The 21,522-nt window shown below is 54.9% G+C and carries 22 protein-coding genes and 1 pseudogene; all 23 read right to left on the bottom strand.

Translation table 11 applies throughout. The features are described from left to right. Positions 1-943, bottom strand: a pseudogene (locus DTA15_RS36505) (IS3-like element IS407 family transposase); the annotation flags it as partial. After that, positions 843-3,002: a hypothetical protein gene (locus DTA15_RS36500; protein ID WP_227743160.1), complete on the bottom strand. Its 2,160-nt coding sequence runs from the start codon at positions 3,000-3,002 to the stop codon at positions 843-845. The pseudogene DTA15_RS36505 and the gene DTA15_RS36500, both read right to left, overlap by 101 nt. Before the next feature lie 11 nt (positions 3,003-3,013). Further along, on the bottom strand, positions 3,014-4,594 hold the full coding sequence (locus tag DTA15_RS36495) for an SPRY domain-containing protein (RefSeq protein WP_012493438.1): 1,581 nt from the start codon (positions 4,592-4,594) through the stop codon (positions 3,014-3,016). Between the two features lie 55 nt (positions 4,595-4,649). Then, positions 4,650-5,858 carry a baseplate J/gp47 family protein gene (locus DTA15_RS36490; RefSeq protein ID WP_012493437.1) on the bottom strand — a complete coding sequence of 403 codons (1,209 nt, stop codon included), beginning with the start codon at positions 5,856-5,858 and terminating at the stop codon, positions 4,650-4,652. Positions 5,859-5,861: 3 nt separating this feature from the next. Continuing rightward, on the bottom strand, positions 5,862-6,260 hold the full coding sequence (locus tag DTA15_RS36485; RefSeq protein ID WP_012493436.1) for a hypothetical protein: 399 nt from the start codon (positions 6,258-6,260) through the stop codon (positions 5,862-5,864). Positions 6,261-6,293: 33 nt separating this feature from the next. Then, positions 6,294-6,719, bottom strand: a complete 426-nt coding sequence (locus DTA15_RS36480; RefSeq protein ID WP_012493435.1) for a hypothetical protein — start codon at positions 6,717-6,719, stop codon at positions 6,294-6,296. A 1-nt stretch (position 6,720) separates the two neighbouring features. Continuing rightward, entirely contained in the window at positions 6,721-7,896 is a 1,176-nt protein-coding gene (locus DTA15_RS36475) for a hypothetical protein (protein ID WP_012493434.1), read from the bottom strand. Between the two features lie 4 nt (positions 7,897-7,900). Continuing rightward, on the bottom strand, positions 7,901-8,188 hold the full coding sequence (locus DTA15_RS38445; RefSeq protein WP_012493433.1) for a hypothetical protein: 288 nt from the start codon (positions 8,186-8,188) through the stop codon (positions 7,901-7,903). 9 nt (positions 8,189-8,197) lie between these two features. Further along, positions 8,198-8,860, bottom strand: a complete 663-nt coding sequence (locus DTA15_RS38440) for a hypothetical protein (protein ID WP_012493432.1) — start codon at positions 8,858-8,860, stop codon at positions 8,198-8,200. A gap of 26 nt (positions 8,861-8,886) precedes the next feature. After that, a protein-coding gene (locus DTA15_RS36470) for an IS5-like element IS402 family transposase (RefSeq protein WP_085964393.1) occupies positions 8,887-9,704 on the bottom strand; the annotation gives its coding sequence in 2 pieces (ribosomal slippage) (positions 8,887-9,356 and positions 9,356-9,704; 819 coding nt in all). A gap of 115 nt (positions 9,705-9,819) precedes the next feature. Continuing rightward, a complete protein-coding gene (locus DTA15_RS36465) occupies positions 9,820-11,862 on the bottom strand; it encodes a phage tail tip lysozyme (RefSeq protein ID WP_006483947.1) in 2,043 nt (680 codons plus the stop codon). A gap of 155 nt (positions 11,863-12,017) precedes the next feature. Further along, positions 12,018-12,551, bottom strand: a complete 534-nt coding sequence (locus DTA15_RS38435; RefSeq protein WP_012493429.1) for a hypothetical protein — start codon at positions 12,549-12,551, stop codon at positions 12,018-12,020. Between the two features lie 81 nt (positions 12,552-12,632). Next, the gene (locus DTA15_RS36455) at positions 12,633-13,073 is read right to left on the bottom strand and encodes a hypothetical protein (protein ID WP_012493428.1); all 441 of its coding nucleotides are present in this window, start codon (positions 13,071-13,073) and stop codon (positions 12,633-12,635) included. Between the two features lie 90 nt (positions 13,074-13,163). Further along, positions 13,164-14,516 (bottom strand): hypothetical protein, encoded by a 1,353-nt coding sequence (locus DTA15_RS36450; RefSeq protein ID WP_006483914.1) that lies wholly within the window; start codon positions 14,514-14,516, stop codon positions 13,164-13,166. A gap of 129 nt (positions 14,517-14,645) precedes the next feature. Continuing rightward, positions 14,646-15,698 carry a hypothetical protein gene (locus DTA15_RS39355; protein WP_012493427.1) on the bottom strand — a complete coding sequence of 351 codons (1,053 nt, stop codon included), beginning with the start codon at positions 15,696-15,698 and terminating at the stop codon, positions 14,646-14,648. Between the two features lie 15 nt (positions 15,699-15,713). Continuing rightward, a complete protein-coding gene (locus DTA15_RS36440) occupies positions 15,714-16,481 on the bottom strand; it encodes a putative phage baseplate protein (protein ID WP_012493426.1) in 768 nt (255 codons plus the stop codon). 9 nt (positions 16,482-16,490) lie between these two features. Next, complete coding sequence (locus DTA15_RS36435; RefSeq protein ID WP_012493425.1) at positions 16,491-16,931, bottom strand: hypothetical protein; 441 nt, start codon at positions 16,929-16,931, stop codon at positions 16,491-16,493. A 12-nt stretch (positions 16,932-16,943) separates the two neighbouring features. Beyond that, complete coding sequence (locus tag DTA15_RS36430; RefSeq protein ID WP_006493766.1) at positions 16,944-17,414, bottom strand: hypothetical protein; 471 nt, start codon at positions 17,412-17,414, stop codon at positions 16,944-16,946. A gap of 39 nt (positions 17,415-17,453) precedes the next feature. Then, a complete protein-coding gene (locus tag DTA15_RS36425) occupies positions 17,454-17,957 on the bottom strand; it encodes a hypothetical protein (protein WP_006483921.1) in 504 nt (167 codons plus the stop codon). Between the two features lie 195 nt (positions 17,958-18,152). Next, on the bottom strand, positions 18,153-19,175 hold the full coding sequence (locus tag DTA15_RS36420) for a major capsid family protein (protein ID WP_006483925.1): 1,023 nt from the start codon (positions 19,173-19,175) through the stop codon (positions 18,153-18,155). A gap of 129 nt (positions 19,176-19,304) precedes the next feature. Continuing rightward, entirely contained in the window at positions 19,305-19,892 is a 588-nt protein-coding gene (locus DTA15_RS36415) for a hypothetical protein (protein WP_012493423.1), read from the bottom strand. Positions 19,893-19,973: 81 nt separating this feature from the next. Continuing rightward, positions 19,974-20,750, bottom strand: coding sequence for a hypothetical protein (locus DTA15_RS36410; protein ID WP_006483930.1), 777 nt, complete (start codon positions 20,748-20,750; stop codon positions 19,974-19,976). Between the two features lie 21 nt (positions 20,751-20,771). Next, a complete protein-coding gene (locus tag DTA15_RS36405) occupies positions 20,772-21,503 on the bottom strand; it encodes a hypothetical protein (protein ID WP_127837577.1) in 732 nt (243 codons plus the stop codon). Positions 21,504-21,522 lie beyond the last annotated feature (19 nt).

Here is a 21,522-nt window from a genome sequence, read left to right as displayed (position 1 = left end):
CATTCGTCGCGGAACTTGCCGTTGAACGATTCGATGTACGCATTCTGCGTTGGCTTGCCCGCCTGAATCAACTTCAGAGCGACGCCGTTCGCATACGCCCACTGGTCAAGCGCGCGGCTCGTAAATTCGGGGCCCTGGTCTGTTCGCACCGCCTTGGGATAGCCACGGAAGCGAGCTGCGCGGTCCAATGCCCGAGCGACATACAAACCTGAGATGCCATGGTCGACAACGATGTCGACAGCCTCTTTCGTGAAGTCGTCGACGACGGTCAGGCACTTCACGCGCCGGCCGTTGGAAAGCGCATCCATCACGAAATCGATTGACCACACCTCGTTGGGGGCGCCCGGCAATGCCAGTTGCTCGCGCTCAATCATTACGCCGTGGCGCTTGCGACGGCGCCGCACAGCCAGCCCTGCCTCACGGTACAGGCGATAGATGCGCTTGTGATTGGCGTGCGTGCCTTCGCGTTCCACTAGGGCGTGCAATCGGCGGTAGCCGAATCGACGACGTTCGTGTGCCAACTCCACCAGACGCGCCGCTAGCACCTCATTCTCGTGGTCTGGCTTCGCGTCGTAATGCAGCACGCTGCGAGAAAGCCCGACAAGCCGGCAGGCGCGGCGCTCGGAGATGTTGACCTTCCCCCGAATCGCCGATACTGCTTCGCGTTTGGCTTGCGGGCTCAGGGCTTTCCCTTGACGACGACCTTCAACGCTTCCATATCGAGCATTGCTTCGGCCAGCAGCTTCTTCAGCCGGGCATTCTCCACCTCGAGGTTCTTGAGCCGGCGGGCTTCCGAGACCTCCATGCCGCCGAACTTCGCACGCCAAGTGTAGAACGACGCATCACTGAACCCGTGCTTCCTGCACAGTTCCTTGACCGGCATACCGGCCTCGGCTTCCTTCAGAAACCCGATGATTTGCTGTTCCGTAAAGCGCTTCTTCATGTTCGTCTTCTTCTCCGAAAACGAACTTTACTAGACTCCGGCTGGCCCTGTTTGCAGGGGGCAGGTCAGGGGAGTACTGATTGGAGAACGGCACCACACCCGGCGTGTACTTCAGTCCGCTATTCATTTCGTTCTGGATGGTCACGTCACCAACTAACCACGTGAACGCACCGGAATCGCTGACATGCATGAACCACTGCGTGGCCCACTCGCCGTTGGGCGCGTAATACTTCGGCACTTCGCCCCATGTATACGTGGAAATGCTGGCGCTCATCGAGCCTGCCGGGATTTCAAAGATGACCTGCGTTAGTTGGTCTGTCGGCGTCGGAGTGGGAGACGATCCTACGGGCTGATTCGGCGCGAGCGTGAACATATCCCACGTGAGATTGAGCGTCGTCCAGTTGAGTGCTTGCGGCAACGCCAACCAATATTTCACGCCAAGCTTGTCCCGGAGGCTCAAATACATCTGCCCGGACATGGTTTTGTACGTGAGCGGAGACAACGGGGCGTGCTTCGAGTCGAGCAACCAGAACCCGGCAACAACACCCGAAACGCTGTCCGGCACACTCGCAATTCCTATGTAATCCGTATAGTTGACGCCTCCAAGCGTGAAGGTCGTGAACTGAGAACCACCTGACGCGTTTCCGTACGCTGTGAAGTTGGTTCCGTCGAACGGGATGATCGGTTGCCCGTTGCTTTGCGTAACCGAAAGCATCTGATTGAACGGGATAGACAGCTTTGTTGGGACGGGGATCGTGTTCGGAATCAGCGGGTATCGGTACTGTTGGCCGTTCGTTTGGTCCACCGATTGCACGATGTTGGTAAAGAACTCGACGCGCGCGGCTGGGCTGCTGAGAGACATAACGACGTTCATAGCCGTGTTGCTCTGGATGCGGTTGAACACCGCGATTTGCTCTAGCGCCGCTGTTCCCATGCTGGCCGTCGTCTCGGCTGTCTTCGTGACTTGAATGTAGCCCGCCTCATTTCGCGACACGCTGACGACGCTGTTCGTTGGCGTGTAGCTCCACCAGTACGAGATACCGTAGTCCATTGGGTCGATTGTCTGCGGCTCTTGACGGAAGTAATACGTCACGTCGTCCACAACCGAAGCTTCAAGACACGTCTTGATCGCGCATTGATAAATCTGGTTGTAGTAGTCGTTGCCCGTTTCTCGGTAGAGCAACAACGCCGCTTCGCAAAACCACTGTTCAGCATCGATAGCGTTACCGAACTGATCCGGCGTCAGCGCACGCCATGTCGGCCACACGTCGAAGTTCACGTTGCGGGGGATCATCACGCCAGAATGGATGACGTAACTAACGCTCGCAGTGCCGTTGAACGTCGTGTCTTGGAGCACAATCGTTCCGACTGGTTGACCCGGCGTAGGCGTGACCGGATCATAGTTGCTGTCCCATGTTCCGTTGGTAGCGACAAAGGACGTGAAGGGGAGCAGGGTTCCACCGTGCGCCGGACCTGCACGAACAGATTCATACGCGTAGGGGCCGGTAAAGACCTTGTAGACCTTCACCGTCTGTTCGCCAAACGTCGGCTGTCCCTGCGGAATCTGCCCCACGCCGTTGACGAACGTTACAGGCTGTCCGTAGAAGCCGGGACTACCCTTGTTCTGCGGGTTCGCAGGCCCGTACACCTCGAAAGGATTTTTCCCGTTGAGCATCCAGTTTGCCCGGTAGATATCGGGCGGATTGGGAACGGGGACGCCGCCGTAGAAATACTTCACGTACGCGTCAAAAAAGTACTTTGCCTTATCAAGAAACTTGGGGTCGCCCGTGCCTTTGTACGCGTAGTAGTACCCTAGAATCGTCAGCGCCTGACCTTCGGTAGTGGCGCATTGCGTCGGGGTGTAATCCTGCGGCCCACCTTCGAAATGCATGTTGTTCGCGAGAATCCCTTCATTGTTGATGATGAATTTGTTGATGAGATTGTCGCCGTCATCGTTCACATCGCCTGTGTGTCGATCTAGGAAATTGTCTAGGCCGTACAGAATGCTATTGATGTTTTGTTGATCCGACTTGTTAGCTGCCAGAAGACCCGGACGCATGCCGCCTCCACTTAATTGATTTGACCGATGTAATATCCTGCGAAGGTTTGTCCATCGATAGTTTCTAGTTCGATCACGTTCCGGGAGCCGACGGTATACGCAAGGATCGGCCGCGAGCCAACCCATTTGATACGCGAATCCCAAGAACTGATTGTGTTGTTGCCTGTGCCCTGTTCAAAGTAGAACGTGAGGCGGAGCGCCTTACCTGCGGGAAGCTGTAGATTGGTAAGGGCGAATGTTGCTGCCTGAGAATTCAGGACGATGTGATATCCCGGCACTGGCGCAGTTAGATCGATACTGATCGTGTCCTGTGCCTGAATCGATACCATGTCGTAGTACGTATCTACCGACAACTTGCCGTATGGATCGACGGACACACCCGAACCGGCAACGACGATACCCGGCGTTGAGGTAGTGGCGTAGGGGACGACGTAATGAAACGCGTCCGCCGCCCATGCCTTGAATCCGGTCGGGATAGTTGCCTTGAAGTTGCCGGAGAAGTTCGCCGTGAAGACAGCCGACGAATCCGTACAGACGGCCGGGAACATCTTTCCCGTTTGCGTGTATGCAATCCCGCCCGTGCCGCTCGCAGGGTCGGCCGTGCCTGAGGCGTTCCACTCGCCGCTGTTGCTGCGGAACCAAACTAGCTTGCGGTCTGCATCAACCGCAACGCCGATCACATCGTTCGCATTTCCGTACCCGGATACGCTCGCGACCTTCGAGCCATTGAGGTAGACATTCCCGCTCGTCTGGAATGCACCGACAGCGCCGGAATTGTCGTCATAGCCAATCTGGCTATCGAGAGGTTCATTGCTCGGGGCGATACCGACACTCGCGTTGCCGCTGCTGCTTCCGCTCGCGAACGTGATTTCGAAATAGTGCTTACCCGTCGCGTAGCCGATCGTACCCAAGACCACGGCTTGACTACCGGCAAAGGTCGCGGTCAGGTTGCCGTTGCTCAGGGTGATACTCGAATGCTTGTATCCGGGATCGAACGTTGTGGGAGCCGCAACCATAGCTTGCGAGATACCGGCCCAATACTGAGACTGTCCGGCGTAGTAGAGCGACGAATAGCTAGACGTACCCTGAACCGTGCCGGTAGGCTGCGACGCCCATGCTTGTGCTGCTGTAGCGGAGCCTGTCGCGCTCGTTTGTGCCTGCGTAGCCGTCGATGCCGCGCTCGACGCGGTTGCCGCGTTCGCAGACGCGCTGCTTGCCGAGGTAGCAGCCTGAGCCACTGAAATGGCCGCTTGGTCGGCTGCTGACTGCGCCGCGCTTGCCTTGTTCCATGCGTCATCGAGCTTCGCCATGTCGGCAGACAGCCACTTTCCACGGGCAACTTGGTACATGTCGCCAAGCGACGTGACGATTGCCCCACCGGAAAAATGAATGTCCCCGTTGAGCGTCAGTATCCCGTTGATGGTCGGATTCGAATTGCCAATGAATGGCAAAGCGCCCGTCAGATAGGAGACAAGGTTTACACCAGAATATTTACGTTCTCCGGACGCGGCTGCATATGGGTCGTATCCAACCAGCATTTGCGTATCTGACAGTTGCCCGTCCGGAAACTGATTCATCTTCAAATCAGCCATTGAAGCCTCTTATATATAATTGATTCGTGCTTGCGTAGCGTGGATTGGATTTCTATTAGCCGCGCACAACAGAGATAGCCGCAACGTTCGTGACGAAATAACCTTCGTCGTTGCCCTTGATTTCTTGCTCGCCTGCGGGCGGTGCCACGACCGCGCCATCGATGGTGTACCCGAACACCAACCGCGTAATGTCTTCCTCAGGAAGGACCGTAGACATTGCGTCTGTCACGCGCTTGCGCAGCACGTTTTCGTTGATGTATCCGCCGCCCTGAATGCCGTTGATGTAGGCCAATACTGCGGGCTGCACTACCTGCGTAACGGCATCGTCGCTGATGACGTTGCCGCTCAACGTGTTCCACGTGACGGTAACGCCTACGCTCTGCTGTAGCGGCCTGACAAACGGAATGGCGTACGTGTCTGATCCATCACGCAGGTTGACCGTGACGTTGCGTGAGGCGTCCGTGGACTGCATCAGCGCGGGCAGGTCGAACATGGACGTAAAGATCGCCACGGCAACGGCTGTATCGTCTCCGCCGCCGACGATCACGCGGTAGCCTGCCGTAATATCGGAACCGGTATACGCAATGGAGATAAGACGGCTAGAGACACCGGGCACTTGTTGTAGGGTAGTCCGAAGCGTGGAAATGAAGCCCTGAGACACGGCGCGTTGTGTCTCCATGATGCGCGCACGATAAGACGAAATGTCCTCTTGGGCTTTGCCGGGTACGCCGTCCTGCGGGTTGCTCAGGTTGACGGTAATACCGTCAGGCAACCCCGTAACCAGAATTTTGACCGTGCCAGCCGGGATAGCGAACGTGCCGGGGGTTTGGCAAACGAAGTTCATCGGATCGGTAGTGCCGTCCGGCTTGACTGCCGTGGGTGTCGTCAGAACGTATTGCTTGTTGCCGTCCGAGATAATGAAGCCCTTGTTGAACACGAATCCGGGCGTCGAGTTCACGGCAACCACGTCAACGGACCCGTTTGTGACGGTTCCGGGCTGCACTCCAAGTTGTGTCCCGATGCGGTTCAAAATGTACGGCTGCGCTGTCGGGCTTGTGAGGCTGTTGATGGTTTCGACGCGGGCCTGTTCCATCAGCGTGACGGCTGCAACCTCAGTGCCGAGAATGTCGTCAACCATCGAACCGGGAATGTTCGCCGTATATCCCGGACGCGCTCTTGTCACACGCGTGATAATGTCCGCTTGAATCTCTGCGGGGTCGCGCGGAACTAGCCCGCTCGTTGTAATTGGAGTGGTGAGCGCCATAGATCAACCTGTAATGTCTTGTTGATACAGCCCGCCATTTTTTAGAACCGCAGTGACGTTATAAGTCAGAGCCATCGTCCCGTCGCCTCTTTTTTGGAATTGAGGAACGCGTGTAATCGTCAGGGTAAGGAAATAGGGGGCGTACTTTTGTTGAATGAGTTGCACGTACAAATCTGGCGGAGCCTGCGTCTCAATGGCCTTAAAGACAGGGATTCCGGAATTTCCGTTGAATGGAGATTCGCCTAGTACGAGTTGTAGATTTTGTATTAGGGCGGTTATCCAAAATTGCGATGCGTCGCCCGTGTCTGGTGTTTCCACCGTTTCCCAGTAATACGCGCCGTCATCGTCGCGTCTAAATGTGCCCGTAGCTGGGTCTACGGCTCGTCCAAATATTCGAGCCATGATTGACCTCTTTTTATATAAAAGTGGGGTTTGCTATTGAGAATCAACCCATGCGCGGAAAGAAATTTGATATTCGCCGGTATCGATGAACGACGGGCGCGATGGGTTCTTGCTTGCGTAGGGATGTAGCAGGCGATGATTCACGCCGTCAAGCGCTGCCTGTGTTGGAACTTGCGGGAAGGACTGCGCCGGATATTCTTCGTGATCTAAGAAGTTGCGAAATGCAGACTGTATTTCTTCCATCGCCGCCTGATAAATGTCAGGCGACACCGGCAGACCCATCAATTGATCGTCCATCGCGTCAGCAACAGCCTGAGCAACCGAGCCGCTGATTTCCTTCAGGTGCAAGTCAACGAACACCTGCATCACGCCATATTCATCCTCTAGATACCGTGCAACCTCTGGAACTGTCGTTCCGTCTTTGTACGCTTGCTCGATAACTCCTAGGTTTATCTCCATATCAGTTATTTCCGTATGCTTGCGGTGTCGTCTTCTGCGGCGTCTGACTGTTGAGCGGCATACCGTAGTCGGACGGAGTAACCGGGTTGGCATTGATGAGCATGTGCGTAGCCCATCCTGTCCCGTCAGGAGCGCGACTGTTGCCGACATGGTGCACGCTGAGAACTTGGAAGACGCCAACCAAATCGCGGGGCCAACCAATCGCAGTGATAGCCGTTGATGCTGATACCGATAGAACGAGCGCAGGTGTATTCAACTCGATCAAATCGAATGACCGAATGTCCGCGCGCATAGGACAGGAGACGTGTACGTTCTGACTGTCTACGGTTTGCGGTACGCCAATCATGTCGATGGTGTCGATGACCTTGGGTGCGGTTCCGAGCGGAGCGATAACGTCACTCATAACGAACTTATCGCCAACGAAGCGCGAAATGACGCCCATGTATGAAGGATATTGAGAACGCAGACAGGCTTTCGACTGCACGTTCACCATATTGGCGAAGTCTTGCAAGCTCGATATCGCGTGCATCTGGTCCTCGTATAGCGTGATCGTGTCGCTAATATTTATTTCCGGCTGAATGCCGGGGTAGTATTGGCTGAACGTGCGTGCCACCACGTCTGAGAGTTTCTCGCCCTTCTTGCCGTGAAATATAGGTGCGCTCGCTCCGACAGGCGCTTGAACTTGATCATTGATGACCGTGCGCGCGATAGGAAGAAAGACTACAAACTCAGGGCGGATTGCATTGCCGTACGGAAACTGTATCTGCCCCTCGATAATGACGTTATCGGAGCCTGTTACGTTCGCGAGTTTTCTACCAAGTGGCAGACTATTCCTATCGAATCCGGCCTGTACGCGGATAACCCACCCGTTCAGTTTGGAGATATCGGCAATGGCTTCGACAGGCAATCCCCATATTTTCACGTAGTTCGAACCTAGATCGGTGGGGGTGTACCCGGAGCCGCCGAGCATGCAGTTAATTTCTACCTGTAGAGCACTTGGGTTGGTCGATTCGAGAATGTATGTCGCTACACCTTGCGTCGTTCCGTCTGACAGTTTCCGGGTTTCGCCGGTCCCCGGCACCAACACCCGTTGCATTGCTGTAGGCAGTGATTGAACCGGATTTGGATCGCTTGCGGTTGGAATGGGCGGAAGAAATGTTAGCTTGTAGTACCGCATTCAATCACCCGATTTCCAACACCATTGAACTAGCCCGATAGATGATCGGCGTAGCGAGATACGCAGCATTCAATGGAATGTCCATGTCGTCCGGACTTTCTACGAGCGGCAAATACATTGTCTGGTTTGCCGATACGGCGCGAAGGTAGTAGCGATTGCTGTAGTGGTTGTACCAAGCAAACAATGTGTATACCTGCGTGCGACCGTTCAAGTCCGTCCCTGAAAAAGAATAGGACCATCCATTTTTCGGGTCCGGATTGAACGAAACATAAAGAGTGTTTTCCGAAACCATAGTTGTCTCTTAAAATATGTTCTGTAGGGCGTTGCCGACGTTATCAACGAGCGTCCCAAGTGATCCGCTCAAATCCTGTGCGCCATTGGTTATGGCGCTCATCGTGCTATTTAGAAAATCACCAAGTGGGGACGATTGGGTAGTTAGCGGCTGATCGAAAACCCATTGCCACGTAACGGCCGGTTGATTGCCCCGGCTGGTTGCGTCTACTAGTTGATTGAGCAGACAACCCGTATAAATATCGGCTGGGTGAACAACCGTAAATGTGCCGCCTTCCTGTTGATGGCGATTCAAGATCGACTTTAGCGCAGCCAGAGCAGCGGCTTTGACTTCATATCCACCCGCACCCTGCGCGGGAAACTCCATAGTCATTGTGACTTGAGTAGGGAGCAGGATAGAAGCGTTCGCGGCCGTGCGCATATCGGCAGTGGGATACGTCGGATTCTGCGCCTGAAAGAGAGCGGTTCCCGGTGCGGGGCGGAACGCAATTTGGTTCAGAGAGATTGGTGCACCGTTTCCCAATAGAGACAAAATCGATGAGACGCCCGATGTAGACAGAGACAAGAGCGAGCCGATAGGGAGGGGGATGTTGGAATTCCCCATGACGCCCCCGTTTAGAAATATGGGATTTTTCTGATAGATTGCTTCCCATGCGTCACGCGTCATTGACATAGTTGTTTTCCTTTTAAGAGACGGTTTCATAAAGACTGGTCGGCCCGCCGAAGGGTATTCCAGCAGATCAGGCAGCAACCGAGTTTGAGGAACGCGCCGTGAATGTCTGCACGGCGCTCGAAACGAATGCGGAGACGACGGAAGTGATGCAGCCAGGCATGCGTGCGTTCAACGACCCAGCGATATTTTCCAAGGCCGCTGCCATGTTCGGTGCGGCGCTTGGCGATAACCGGCTCGATACCGCGATCGCGCAACGCGCGTCGATGCCGCTCAGAGTCGTAACCGCGATCGGCGTAGACCACGCGCGGTCTCTGCAGTGGGTGGCCGCGCAACCCACGAATTGGCGGAATCGCATCGATCAGCGGCAGCAGCTGCGTGACATCGTGAACGTTCGCGCCGGTCAGGATCGCCGCGAGCGGCGTGCCATTGGCGTCGGTGACGATGGGGTGCTTAGAACCTGGTCGCGCGCGATCGGTGGGGTTTGGCCCAGTTTTTGGCCCGCCCCAACGGCGCGAATCGATGAGGAATCGACTGCGGCTCGCGAGAAATCGATTTGGTCTGCTGCTCGCAGCTTCGCAAGCAGCAATTCGTGCAGGCGATCCCATACGCCCGCAGCCTGCCAATCGCGTAGCCGTCGCCAGCAAGTCACGCCCGAGCCGCAGCCCATCTCGGCGGGCAGGTCGCGCCAGCGCAGTCCGGTCTTGAGAACGAACAGGATGCCGGTCAGCGCGGCGCGATTCGAAACAGGCAGGCGGCCTGGGTTTTTCTCGCGCCGCGGCTTGGGTGGCGGCAATAACGGCTCGATCAATGTCCACAGTTCGTCGTCAATGATCGGCTTGGCCATCTCCTCGGTCTCAGTTGTTCCGATGCCTGAGGTTAACAGCTCGCCGCGCAAGTTAACAGCCCCACCGGGCCTTTTTGAAACCGTCTCTAAGTACATTGACATAGTTGTTTTCCTTTTAAGTAGCCGATGCCGCCGCGTTCGCTGTCAAGTTCGCGCCTGTTTGGTTCTGCACAACCACATTGACTTTGACGCCCGCGACGGTTTGCACTGTCCCGCGCATTACGTCGCCGTAGCTGTTGAACGCCTGCATGCCGTATTGCGCTCGCTTCGCGTCGTTCGCCTCTGCTTCTGCGGGACGCTCGTAATCCCTGCGATGGATCGTTGCCGCTTCCTCTATCGAGCGGGCGCTATTCAACTTCTGCAATAGCCCCTTTTGTGCTGCGGCTTCTTGCCAGTGGAACGCGGCTTGCACCTTCATTTCCGACCATGCAGGGTGCTCCTTACGGAACTTCTCCAGCGCGCGCTGGCGGTCCTTCGAAAGCCACTGAGCGGCACCGTAGGCACCGATAGAATTTCGAACGAACACGTCGTAACCGGATTCCTGAGCGATGGAACCGAGTGCCCCGGCGATTGCTTCCGGTTTCATGCCGCGTCGCCGTCCTTCTGCGATAAATTCCCCGATGAACTGCGCTTTCTCATCGACGGTTGCGGGGCCGCGTGCTTTCCCGTCCGGCGTCACATAAGTTGCCCCCGCCATACGATCTGAGGTGAGGGCGGTTTTCTGCATGCCGCCGTCGTCGCTGTACGTGTTGACCGTGTTGGGGATGTTCGCGTCCGCTTCCGCTGCGATCTGCGCGTTCAGTTCGTCACGCTTCGAGTACAGGTCTTTCAGTGAATCGCGTATAGATTCAGGGCTGGCCCCGGTGCGCGCGATTGCCGCTTGAATTGGATGCCCTTGCTTCTGCAATTCGTCCGCTTCTTTGTAGCGTTGCTGCGCCAGCTTCAGGTTAGCTTCTTCCTTCGCGATACTCTCATTCGTTGTTTTTAGAAGCTCCTGCGGATTCTTGTACTTGCCCGTAAGACTTCCCGGCAACAGCTTGTAAATCACCCCGGTCAGCCGTGTGAGCACTACGGCCAGCTTGAAAAAGTCGTTGGTGACTGTCTTGAGCGCGTCCGTAAATCTGTCGCTCGTCAAGAATTCGGAGAACTTCGTGATGCGTGCGGGCAGTTCGTCCAAGAATCGTTTGAATCCCGGACTGTCGAGTACGTTCGTAACCAGCTTGCCGAACGACTTTGCAACCTTGTCTAAGCTTGGCTCAAGCGCAATCAGCTTGTTGAACACGCCAACCCGGATTTTCTCGAACACTTCAGACAGGTGAGAGGTGAATTCGAGCGCCTTACGTTGATCGGCCGCGCGTGCGTCCAGCTCGGGCGTCTGCCGCTCGTACTCGCCGCGTAGACCCTCAATCTCACCAGCTTGGGCGGATTGAACCGTCGTGACTTGCTCGGGGGTGATGAACTGTCCGCCCATTGCACGCAGAACCAGAGGATTTGCCGTGCGTGACGCGTTGATAAGGCGGCTCATCACCTCGCCGGCGTCCGTCCCCTGTTCGGATAGCTGCGCCGCTTCTTGCTGGCTGATACCGGCCGCTGTGAGTGCTTGAATCAGGCCCGCCCGCTTGTTGGGGTCGCGCTGCGCCTCTGCTACTGCGCGAAGTTGCGCATCCGAGAATCCGTAGCGTCCGTACGTGTTCTCAAACGCCTTGCGCGAACCTTGTGAGATTCCGCCCATTTGAAGGTTCGTTGCACGATCAGCGCCGAACGAACTCATCAACTTTGAGAACCCCGCGAACATCAAGAGGGGCAGGCTTGCCAGACCAGCAACCCCGCCAATGGTGCTCAGTCCGGGCAGCAATTTAGAGACGTTGGACATTACGTCCTTCACGTCCTTGTTGATGCCCTTGACCGTTCCACCGATGTTCTTCCAATGCTTCTCCATTACCGTGAGTTGCTTGTTGGAATCCTTCAAGCCGGACGTTTGGTTTTTTTGACCTTGTTGTAGACTCAATTGAACGGCTTGCAAGAGCTTTGCATTCCGGAGTGCATCTTTCCAAGCATCCGGCATTCCTTGTAGCTGATCGTCAAACGCCTTGAAGTCTTTGAAATATTGATCCGCTTCGGCTCGATCTACTTGAATTTTCAGAATGGAGACGGCCATTGTCTACCTCAATTTTTAATGGTTATATGCGTCATCGGAGTAACGTTGTCGGTAGTGGTGCGCATCTTTAAAGCCGTCAAATCGTCCCTCTGCTGCGTCTTCGCCGTAGCAAGCTTGCCAACCTTCCGTTGCGACCCAATCCAGTACGGCATGGATTAGGCTTCGGGGGTCTTCTCGTCCGTAGCAACGTCCGTTGTCGAGGTCTGCAAGGAACCGAGAAAATCCGTAAAGGTTGACGACGTACTGACCACTTGGGACATTGAAAGCGCAATAAGGGTTAGGCCCCGGCCCCACCTTGCCCGCAAGGTTGCCTCCCAAAAGCACAAAAAATTTTCAATTTCGTCTTGTGCCTCCGCGTTGATCTTTCCCTGACTAAATGCCAACCCGAACGGAAGCGTCTTGAACCCGTCAGTCGTATCTGGAAATCCAACTGTGGTACAGCGTTTAATCTCCGCAAAGAACGGTTCCGCATCCATGCCACGTGATGCGCACGCGTCGCGGAATAGGTCAGCGGCCACAACGTGACCTGCACGGGGCAGACTTGCAATTTCATCAAGTGCAATTCCGAGCGGAACACGATAAGAGCGCCATAGATCGTGCGAAATTGGCATCACGTACGCATAGGTTCCGTTGTCAAATTCGAACACAAGATTTAGGTTGCGATCCAGCTTAGGTTGATTTTCAAACATGTTGGTAATCCGTTTTATTGAAAAAATTATTGAAAAAGGGGGCGTCTCGCCCCCTCTGCTTTAATCAAATTGCGTCTGACTTTAGATCCACATTGAGTCGTTGACGTACCACGTCCCGGCGAGCGTCACAGTAAATGAGCCGTCTGTACCGGCCGTATTTACAGCACCTTGCGATTGAATCGAAACGTTCTTGATCGTGTATTTCGAGAGAACCGGGGAATCCGTATATACGTCCACATCACCAAGAACACCATATTGCTGAATTTGTCTCTTGAACAAATCCGCTACAGGGCTTGTCTTGTTGAGGGCGATAGTCAAGTGAACTTGCACATACGGTTCCGGGCTGTTGATAGTGCCCGTCATCGCTTCAATGATTGTCACGACTGCGCCCTGCGGTTCAATCGAGACGCCCGCCTTAGCCAAGTTTTCCGGAACGATATTGAGTTGTGGAAAGCTGTTAAAGACAACATGTGCGGCAACGCGGTTAAGCGTTCCCAATGGCTGCATTGAATTTCCGGCCATGTTAATTTCCTTTATTTATTGACTGGGAACGGGCGTGCGTTATCGCCGTGCAGTGCGCACGGTAGAAGGCACTCCCATTTGATTTTTCGATTAGCTCGGGCTATTAACGAGGTCGGTAACTGCCATGTTGAACGTCACGTGCGTAAAGCTGCGTGCCGGAATCACGGTCACCGAGAGGCCGCGATAGATACCTTTGTGGTAATCGCTCGGGTTCTGATTCGTGTACGTGGGGAAGTCAACCGCGTTCACAATCCCGGTTCCGGTCGCTTGATTGGCGGGAAGTAGGACGCCAGCCGCAACTAGGGAATCGATGGTCACTTGTGCGACTTGCTGCAATCGTTCGATACCGCGTTGGTCGAACTTCAATGGATTGATTGCGTTTGCGTTGCCGTTGACAATCGCGTTCGCAAGCGCCAAATGCTCATTAATCGCGGTTCTGTCCGATGCGTACCAGTACTCGAAGAAATCGCCGGACGCATACGTGTTGCCCTTGAGGACAGTGCTAGTGAGTCCTGCCTCTGTGCCTACGTCCGGGTAGTTGACGAAATACTTGAGGAACAACGCGCGTTCTGCGGAGGTCCACTTGCTAGGCTGTACGCCGTAGACGGGGCGCGGTCCAAGAGGCAACAGCTTTTGCGTTGCTGTCGGGTTCTGACTGACAATCAAATACGTCAACGCAGCAGCGCCGAATACGTTTTGAGTCGCCAAGTCTTCGTCAGACTCCGCATACAGCAGAACGGATTTGTGGCCCGTGAATGTGGCGCCTACGGTCTGCAAATTGGTGCGCGTTGCGGTCACGGCAAAATACGTCATCGCCGTTGGGCTGTCGTACGACGAAACGAGAATCGAGAAATCTTGACTCGTCGCCCACGAACGCGGAACCACGTAGACGTAGTTCTGAAGCGCGTTTTCTTCGAGATACGCGCGGAGTGCTGCAACCGCGTCCGGACCCGACGCAAGACCCAACTCAAGGACGGTCGTAGCGATTGAGGCTCCGCCCGCGAAGAACGAGTTACCCATGCTGCGGAGTTCGGCCACTGCGGCCGGGGTAGCAGTGCCGAGCGTTTGTGTCGTACCCGGATCGTTGCTCAGGCTGAACGTGAAGGACGTTGAGGAAACGCCCGTGACCGTGAATGTCCCGTTGTATGCTGATGGAGACACGCCCGCGATGGTGTACTGCGCGCTTGCTCCGGCCGCGAGCGAAATCGTGCCGCTGACAACCACCGTAACGACGCCTGACGACCATTGAATCGAACTGATCGGGAGGGGCGATTGCAGGACCGACGTAATGTCCTTCGGGCTGGCGACGAGCTGCGTTGTGCCTGCCGGGAGCGTCGTACCACCCTGCGAGACTAGAACGGAGTTGCGCTGTAGATTGTTCGCGATTGGTGCTGTTTGCACCGAAATTACGATATCGACAATATCATCGATTTGATTTGCCATTTTTAATCCTTAAATTGGAATGGGAAGTTAGGCGCGAGCGGACCCACCCGGCCAAAAAGCAGGGGAAATTGACTTGCGTGGTGCTAAATCGGTATTTCCGCGTCCGTTCGCGTCTCGCGTTTCGGATTTTTATTGTTGCGGCGGGAACGGCGGCACCAAGTAGCCCGGTTGATTGGTGTACAGGCCCGGTACACTAAAATTGGGTTGCGCCTTAAGAATTAGCGTAATCGCGTAATCCAGAGCCTTGAATGTTTGATAACTGACCTCGAAATCAATAGTTTTTTTCTGGCCGCGTATGTTGTATTCCGACTGGATGATCGGAACGTCCTTCATGTCAGGGCCAGTCATCAATCCCATGACCGAATTTCCATGATTTAGAAAGAACGTCATCAGGTAATCGATGTACGCCATTGCATGGTCGTTGTCGAAGCCGTACAGATGCAATGTCACCTTGTCCCGTTTCAGTTGCGACATGAATTCGCGATAGACAGGTGGATTTACGGAATCGTCCTCAAACGCATACTTTCGCGGCTGTGGCTCAATGCTGGTCGTCTCGTGAATCTCCACCGCGATATACGGCGGTTGCTGGTTCGCGGCTACGAGGTATTCGCCAAACACTGCCAGCGGTTGGACGTAGCCGGGGACAGCGGAGAGCGGACCTGTAAGCGATAGCCAAATCGGAATGCTATTACTCAGAATTTTCGATGTTGGTATGCTGGCGGTGGAGTCTAGAAACTGCGTCCGCATCGTAGGGAACACAGACATACCCGCATAGTGATTTAGGTCCGTTTGCCAATATCGCATAGTCCTGCGATTGAACGCGAACAACATATCGTCGTACTCGCAAACCCACATCGTGGACGGTGCAATGTCTTGGAATTTCGAAACAACCTCCAAACTCGTAAAAATCACGGTGTTCTGTGCATACGATTCAGACGGTCTTTGTTGTTGCTCGTTGGTTACGTGCAGCGAACCTTGTACTGTGAAAGTAGTACCGGGCTGACGTATCCAGTACACCATTCCGTCAAGAGGCAGGACATATTGCTGATATTGGGTGAATGTCAGTTCTTGATTGTTAGAAATGGTGCCGACGCCGGACTTGAGAACACCAGATAGAGCGTTTCCGATATTCTCGTTTGCCAGTCCGGGGAGCTTTGGACTTGGGGTGTCAATTATCCCCATAATCTCCCCCTGTTCTTAGTTGGTTGGTCCGCCTGACGTACCGCCGCCGGGTTGTACGCCGGTATGTTTGTGGGTGGATTGCGTAACGCCGTTGATCGTCGCCTCAGGTGCCGTGATAGGACCGGTCGTGTCGAGCTTGTTATTGATCTTGACTGGCGCGTTAATCGTCGCCGTACCGCCTGAACTATCCGTAGCCGTCAGAGTGCCGTTGAGCGCGATTTGCGGGGCGGTCAGATTGATTGACGAACTGGCCGTGATATCGACCATGCCGTTCTTCAACGTCGCCGTGATTCCGCCTGTCGTGATCTTGATTCCATCCGGCGCGACAGTGATCGTTGAATTGCTCGCTGTGTCGTGCAGGATGACCCCGTTAGGCCCATAGATTTCGACTGCCTGCGGATCGCGCGGAGGCGTCCAGCGAGCGTGACCACAGGGCAGGAAGACATGCGCCGATAGGTTGGGCGGTTGATCCAGCGTAGGAGGCGTATTCGCGCCCAGACCGGACACCTTGCCGAGCGACACGTCGGAGGGAACAGCCAGGCCCGCGTCGCCTTTCTTGATCGGGTATCGGATGTACTCCGGGCCGAATAGCGGCATCTGGATAGGCGGAAACGTCCATTCACTGGTGACGTCCAGACGCACGGTCACAATCGATCCTTGAACGCTTTCAACGATGACGGGCCACGCCTTGGACTGGCTCCACGCTTTTTGATCCGCCGCTGTCTGGGAAACCTGCTTGAGGGAGGCTTGGAAAGGGCGTCTAATGTGTTCGAAATCGTTCATACGCGCCCCTTACACCAGACTCCACATAGAGCCTTGCATTTGCAGGTAGGCCAGTAGCTGCCGTCCCCAAGGATCTTTCATCCATTGCAGGTCTTGCAGCGTTGCGCGCTTCACCCAATCAGGTACGACAGCAGCCGCACTAGTGCCTTGGTCGGCCGCGCTCTGAATGATCCCGTTGAAGCCTTCGAGCAAACCAAACTTGCTACGAATGTCATCAAACCAGCTTTGCCCCGGTTGATCGGGCGTGTTGTTCAGTAGGAACGATGTGGCCGCGCTGTAGACCATGATTTCGTAGATAGTCGCGCTCGCGCACGCGAAGCCACGCGGCACTAGCTCCGTACCCACCTGATAGCTCAGGGTTACGGACATGCTGTCGTCAGGCAGTGCCGCAACCGGCACGCCTACAACGTCCCGCAGATATTGCAGATATCCCGCTTGTGAAACTGCCATAAAAAGCTCCGTTTAGTATCGAGCGCGTCTAACGTCTACGTCGGCCATAGAATGTTGTTGTGCCGACCGTAACTGAAGCTGCGTATTGAGTTCGTTAATCTGCGACTGCTGCTTGTTCTGGATATCGTGCATTTCGGCTACTACGGGCTGCACTTGCTGATTGATAAGGTTGGTCACATACAATCCGGCAATCGCGGCGATACCGGTGAAGGCGGATGGCATGATCCATTTCGCAAGCTTGTTCGCCCACTTCGCCGCGTTGGATGCGGAAACAACCTCATCGCGGATCGGTTCAAGCTTCTTGTCAAGATCGTCTACGCGCTTTTCGAGTTGTGGGATGCGTTCGCTACGTTCTTCGAGGCGCGTAATACGCTCAATGAATGCGGTCAGGGTGGCGCGAATCTCACTGATCCCCGATCCGAGTTGCGCGAGCGAATCTCTTATTTCGCTCCGCAATTGATTTACTTCGTCGTTGTCAGGCATATTCGGCCCTTTATATTTGTTGTGGGCTTGGGGACCGGATTAGTCCTTGCCGATTTCAAATTTAGCGATATCTGCTGCACTGCGCGCAAGTGATTGATCGCCTTCCAATACGTGGACAGGCTGCGCCGTAATTTCCACTTGGTTCTTCTTGGCTGTCTTGCCGCGCGTAATTTCCTTCTCTACGGCAGTGAGTGCCGCTGTCTCTTTCTTCAGTTCGTTAATCGCATTTTCGTTTTGTGCAATTGCACGTCCACGAATGACTGATTCTTGGTCGGAAAACGAGAATGGTTTGTCAATGCGATAGAGAAGGTGAACACGGACGCGGTTGGCCGCTGTCAAACTGCGGTTGTATTCCGCTGCGTCCATCAAGCCGTACTGTTGAAGATGGTCAACAATCACTCCGATAGTCTCGGCGTCGCCGTCATAAACACACTGCTGTTCACCCGGTAGCAGGTCAGCATACTGCGCCGCACGTACATTCGGGATACGGTAGAACGCGTTGTAACGTTGTTGCGTCGCGTTCAAGATATAAAGCTTGCTCATACTGTTTCCTTGAAATAAATTCGGTGCGGTTATATCGACCGCTTACTATATATAATTGGGGATTTCTGGGCCATTTTTTGCCCCATAGCCAATATTATTTACGGGGTAAGCGGCTGCATGTGGGAAGGGAATAAAAAAGGGGAGTCCGGTTAATGGACTCCCCAAATTCGGGCATAGCCCTAAACCGCTATCGTTTTAGTTGTACTTGATCGACAGCAGCGTAAGCGACTCCGGACGAACCACCCATCCGGCCGATGCTTCCATGTGGTAAAGCACGTCCACCGCGCCCATACCCGGAATCGGAGTCGGGAATTCGGTTGGTGCCGCACGATCTGTGTATTGCAAGGCTGCGTCTTCAAGCGAAGGTTGCAGCGTCGCAAATTCGTTCGTGTTGATCGAGCTACCCGATTGCGGGTTAATCAGTTCCGGTGCGTTGATGATGCACAGGTCCGCGCCACCAGCCCCGGCACCAATCAGCGTGTCGTCTACCGAAAATTCCCATTCGGTGCCGTTCCAAGCGCCCGTTTCCTCAAGCGCGCCTGCAATCGATGCAGAACCCGCGCCCTGACGTTGGTACGACGTGACCTCAACAATCGATTGTTGGAGGCGACCAATCACGCGCTGCGGAGCCGTGAAGTTGATACGGATGTTGCCTTGGCTGATCGACATGATGCGCGAACGCAGGTCCACAACCAGTTGTTGCAGGAACGAGAACGTATGATCCGGGTCAGCCGTGACCAGCGTAGCGTTACCCTGAGCGTCCGCCGTGAAGTTAACAGCCGTAGCGTTCGGAGTGTTGATGATCCCTTCGCCGTCGCCCGCGCGAACGCCGTTCAACAGCAGACGGCGCAGAACGTTGAATTGCCCGTGACGGTTGGCCTTGGTATAGGCTTCCGGCAGCGCGACGTTCCAGTTGCCGGCGTGTTGCACGTCCGACATATCCCACTCTGCACGGTTGCGGATCGTGTAGAGCGGCGTGCTAATCAGCGTGGTTTGGAATTCCGGAGTAGGGAGCGATTCCGCGCCGGATTGGTTTACGCGTGCGTCACTACGCATATCCAGCTTGTGAATGTAGACCTTCTTGTCGCCCTGTGCTGTCGTCATGCGTGGCTTGCGGCCTGACAGTGCGTTGAATGCGCCCGACTTCTGCGCGTAGTTGAGGATAATACGCGGCTCAGTGAATGACGGCGTGATTTTCTCGAATGCTTGAAAAGCCATAGTTAAAACCTTCTTATGATTGAGCGGACCCGTGCTTTAGCACGCACGTAAGCACGCGCTCTAGCAATAGCTAAAGCACGACAGAGCCGCGTTTCTATTTTTGTGCTGGGGATTTAGTGCGTCAGAGAATTACAGACGGACCACAGCTACCGGACCACGGCCATAGGTGACCGTATCGCTAGCAGCGTTGTAGACAAGCGTAATGCCGTCCTCAAACACTTCCGTAACCGTCACAGGGATAACGTCCGTTGCGCCGGTCGATGCGATGATTTGCTGCTTCGTGAAGTCGAACGAAACCGGCGTGTTCGGAGCGCCATAGAGCGTTTCTGCGAACGTCGGATCGATGCCGAGGTACATACGAACGCGCGAGCCGATACGGGCGAAATGCACGCCGTCATGCAGCGCAACTTGCGGGGCCGTGTTCTGTGCGGTCACTACAGCGTGATACATCTTGCTATCGATGACGAAGCCTTGAACGTCTGCCACGGCTGCGGCCTTCGTGACGCCCGCACCGAGTTCCATACGTCCCTTCGCGCCCATCGTTGTCTTGATCGCCACACCACCGAAAAGGGCGGTCGGCTCGTTGCTAAATCCGCCTTCGAGGCTGTAACGCGTGTGCGGCTCTTGAATCCATGCGCCTTGAACGCCACCCTGCATCCAGCCGCTTGAGAACATCCCATCCGCAAAACCGGTCGTGTACTTGCTTGGAGTTGCCATTGTTTATTACCTTTAATATTTTTTGTGGAGTTCGCCCCGTTCTATAAAAGTGGGGCAAACTTGTTTGATTGGCGTGTCTGATTAAACAGTGACGTACTTGCGGTCACGGTGTGGCTTAACGACCGAAACAGGCAGGCTTGAATCTGCCATCCATGAGCCAATGTCGCCCACATATTCGAAATACGTTTGACCCATTGCGCCGCGCTTTTCGATCTTTTGCAGACCACGCTTCATCGTGATTCCCGATTGAGCAGCCTTTGCAGCATCCGCATAGACTTGTTTCTCAACGTAGGCCAGATATTGAGCGTCGTTAATGGCGCTGATCTTCACGTCCTTTTGCGAGTCGCTAAACTTTTGCAGACCCTTAGCGAGGCGGCGGCGGTATGCGAGCAACGATTCACGCTCCATCGGGCGCGGGGCGCGTTGGCCGTGCAACTGGTAGACGCTATCGGCGTGGACCTGAGCATCAGCAATTGCCGCTTCTTCTTCGTCCGAGAGGACAGGCGCAGCCTTGGTAGCAGCTTCGAGCGCGGCAATCTTTGCCTTCAGTTCCGCGATTTCGGCGTTCTGGCCGGATTCTTGTGCTTCGTCCGAGTCAGCCGTCACGGGCGCAGCAGCGGCAGGCGCTGGCATGTCGCTATCGTCTTCCTTTGTATCGAGCGGACCCGCGATAGCTTCCGCAGCGGCCGGAACAGCGTCGTGTTCCTTCTTCTCATCCACGGACGGCTTTTCTTCGTCGCTTGAATCGTTGTGCGCTTGAACCTTAGCGGCCTTGAGCGCTTCCAGTTCGGCGCGGAGTGGGGCAACGCTATCATTCATTACCTGAGTCATCAGGGCTTTGAGTTCTTCAGTGGTCATGTTTTGATTTCCTGAAATTTTTTAATTAATTGCGCTCAAGTCAAATACTTTCGGCGCGGTAGGGGTAATCGCCTCTAGCCAATCGATTGCTTGGCCGGTGCTAGATGGCTCATGTTCATTAAATTGGCTAATTCCTGACGAATCGGCGTGTTTATTTTCTTCTGGGCCGATTTCTCCGCCTGATTGCGCGTTTTCTTCTAGCTCGGCCGTGATCGACTCAGCGTCAGTAGCCGGAAGGATCGTTTGGTCGATCCCGGACGGCGGGCCTTGGTGATCCCATACGCCCAACTCGCAGATAGCCAAGTGGTCAGGCGCAGCAATGGGCGCACCCTCTACGATTACCCCGTCACTGATCCTTGAGCCTGCAACTACAATCGACGGGGACGTAGACAGAATCTTGGTCAGCAAGTCTTGCTGCATGAAACCGTCAATGATCCGGAGGACGCACAGGATTTCGGTTGGATCGGCCGGGTTCGGGAACGCGTGAATTACCGTGCCTACGATCCGTACGTCGGCCGGGTTGATCGTTGCCGAGTCCGTAGGGTGATTCATGATTACCGGCACACCCGCGCATCGGTCTAGAAACTCTTGGGTCAGGTAGTACTCAGGCGGGCGGAACATTTCCCCTTGTTTCGAACGCCACACGTCCCCCGTTCCTGTCAGGCGCGCAAGGTAGTAAAGGCTGTTGTCGTAGGGAATGGGGGAGGCGGCACCGGCCTTTAGTTGTTCAATGATTTCTGTTTGTCTCAGCACACTTATTTACTCCGTTATT

The organism is Burkholderia cenocepacia (genome assembly GCF_900446215.1).
GTDB classification, from domain to species: Bacteria; Pseudomonadota; Gammaproteobacteria; order Burkholderiales; family Burkholderiaceae; genus Burkholderia; species Burkholderia cenocepacia.
Note: the sequence above shows the minus strand (reverse complement) of the source record. Positions and strands in the feature narration are given on the sequence as shown.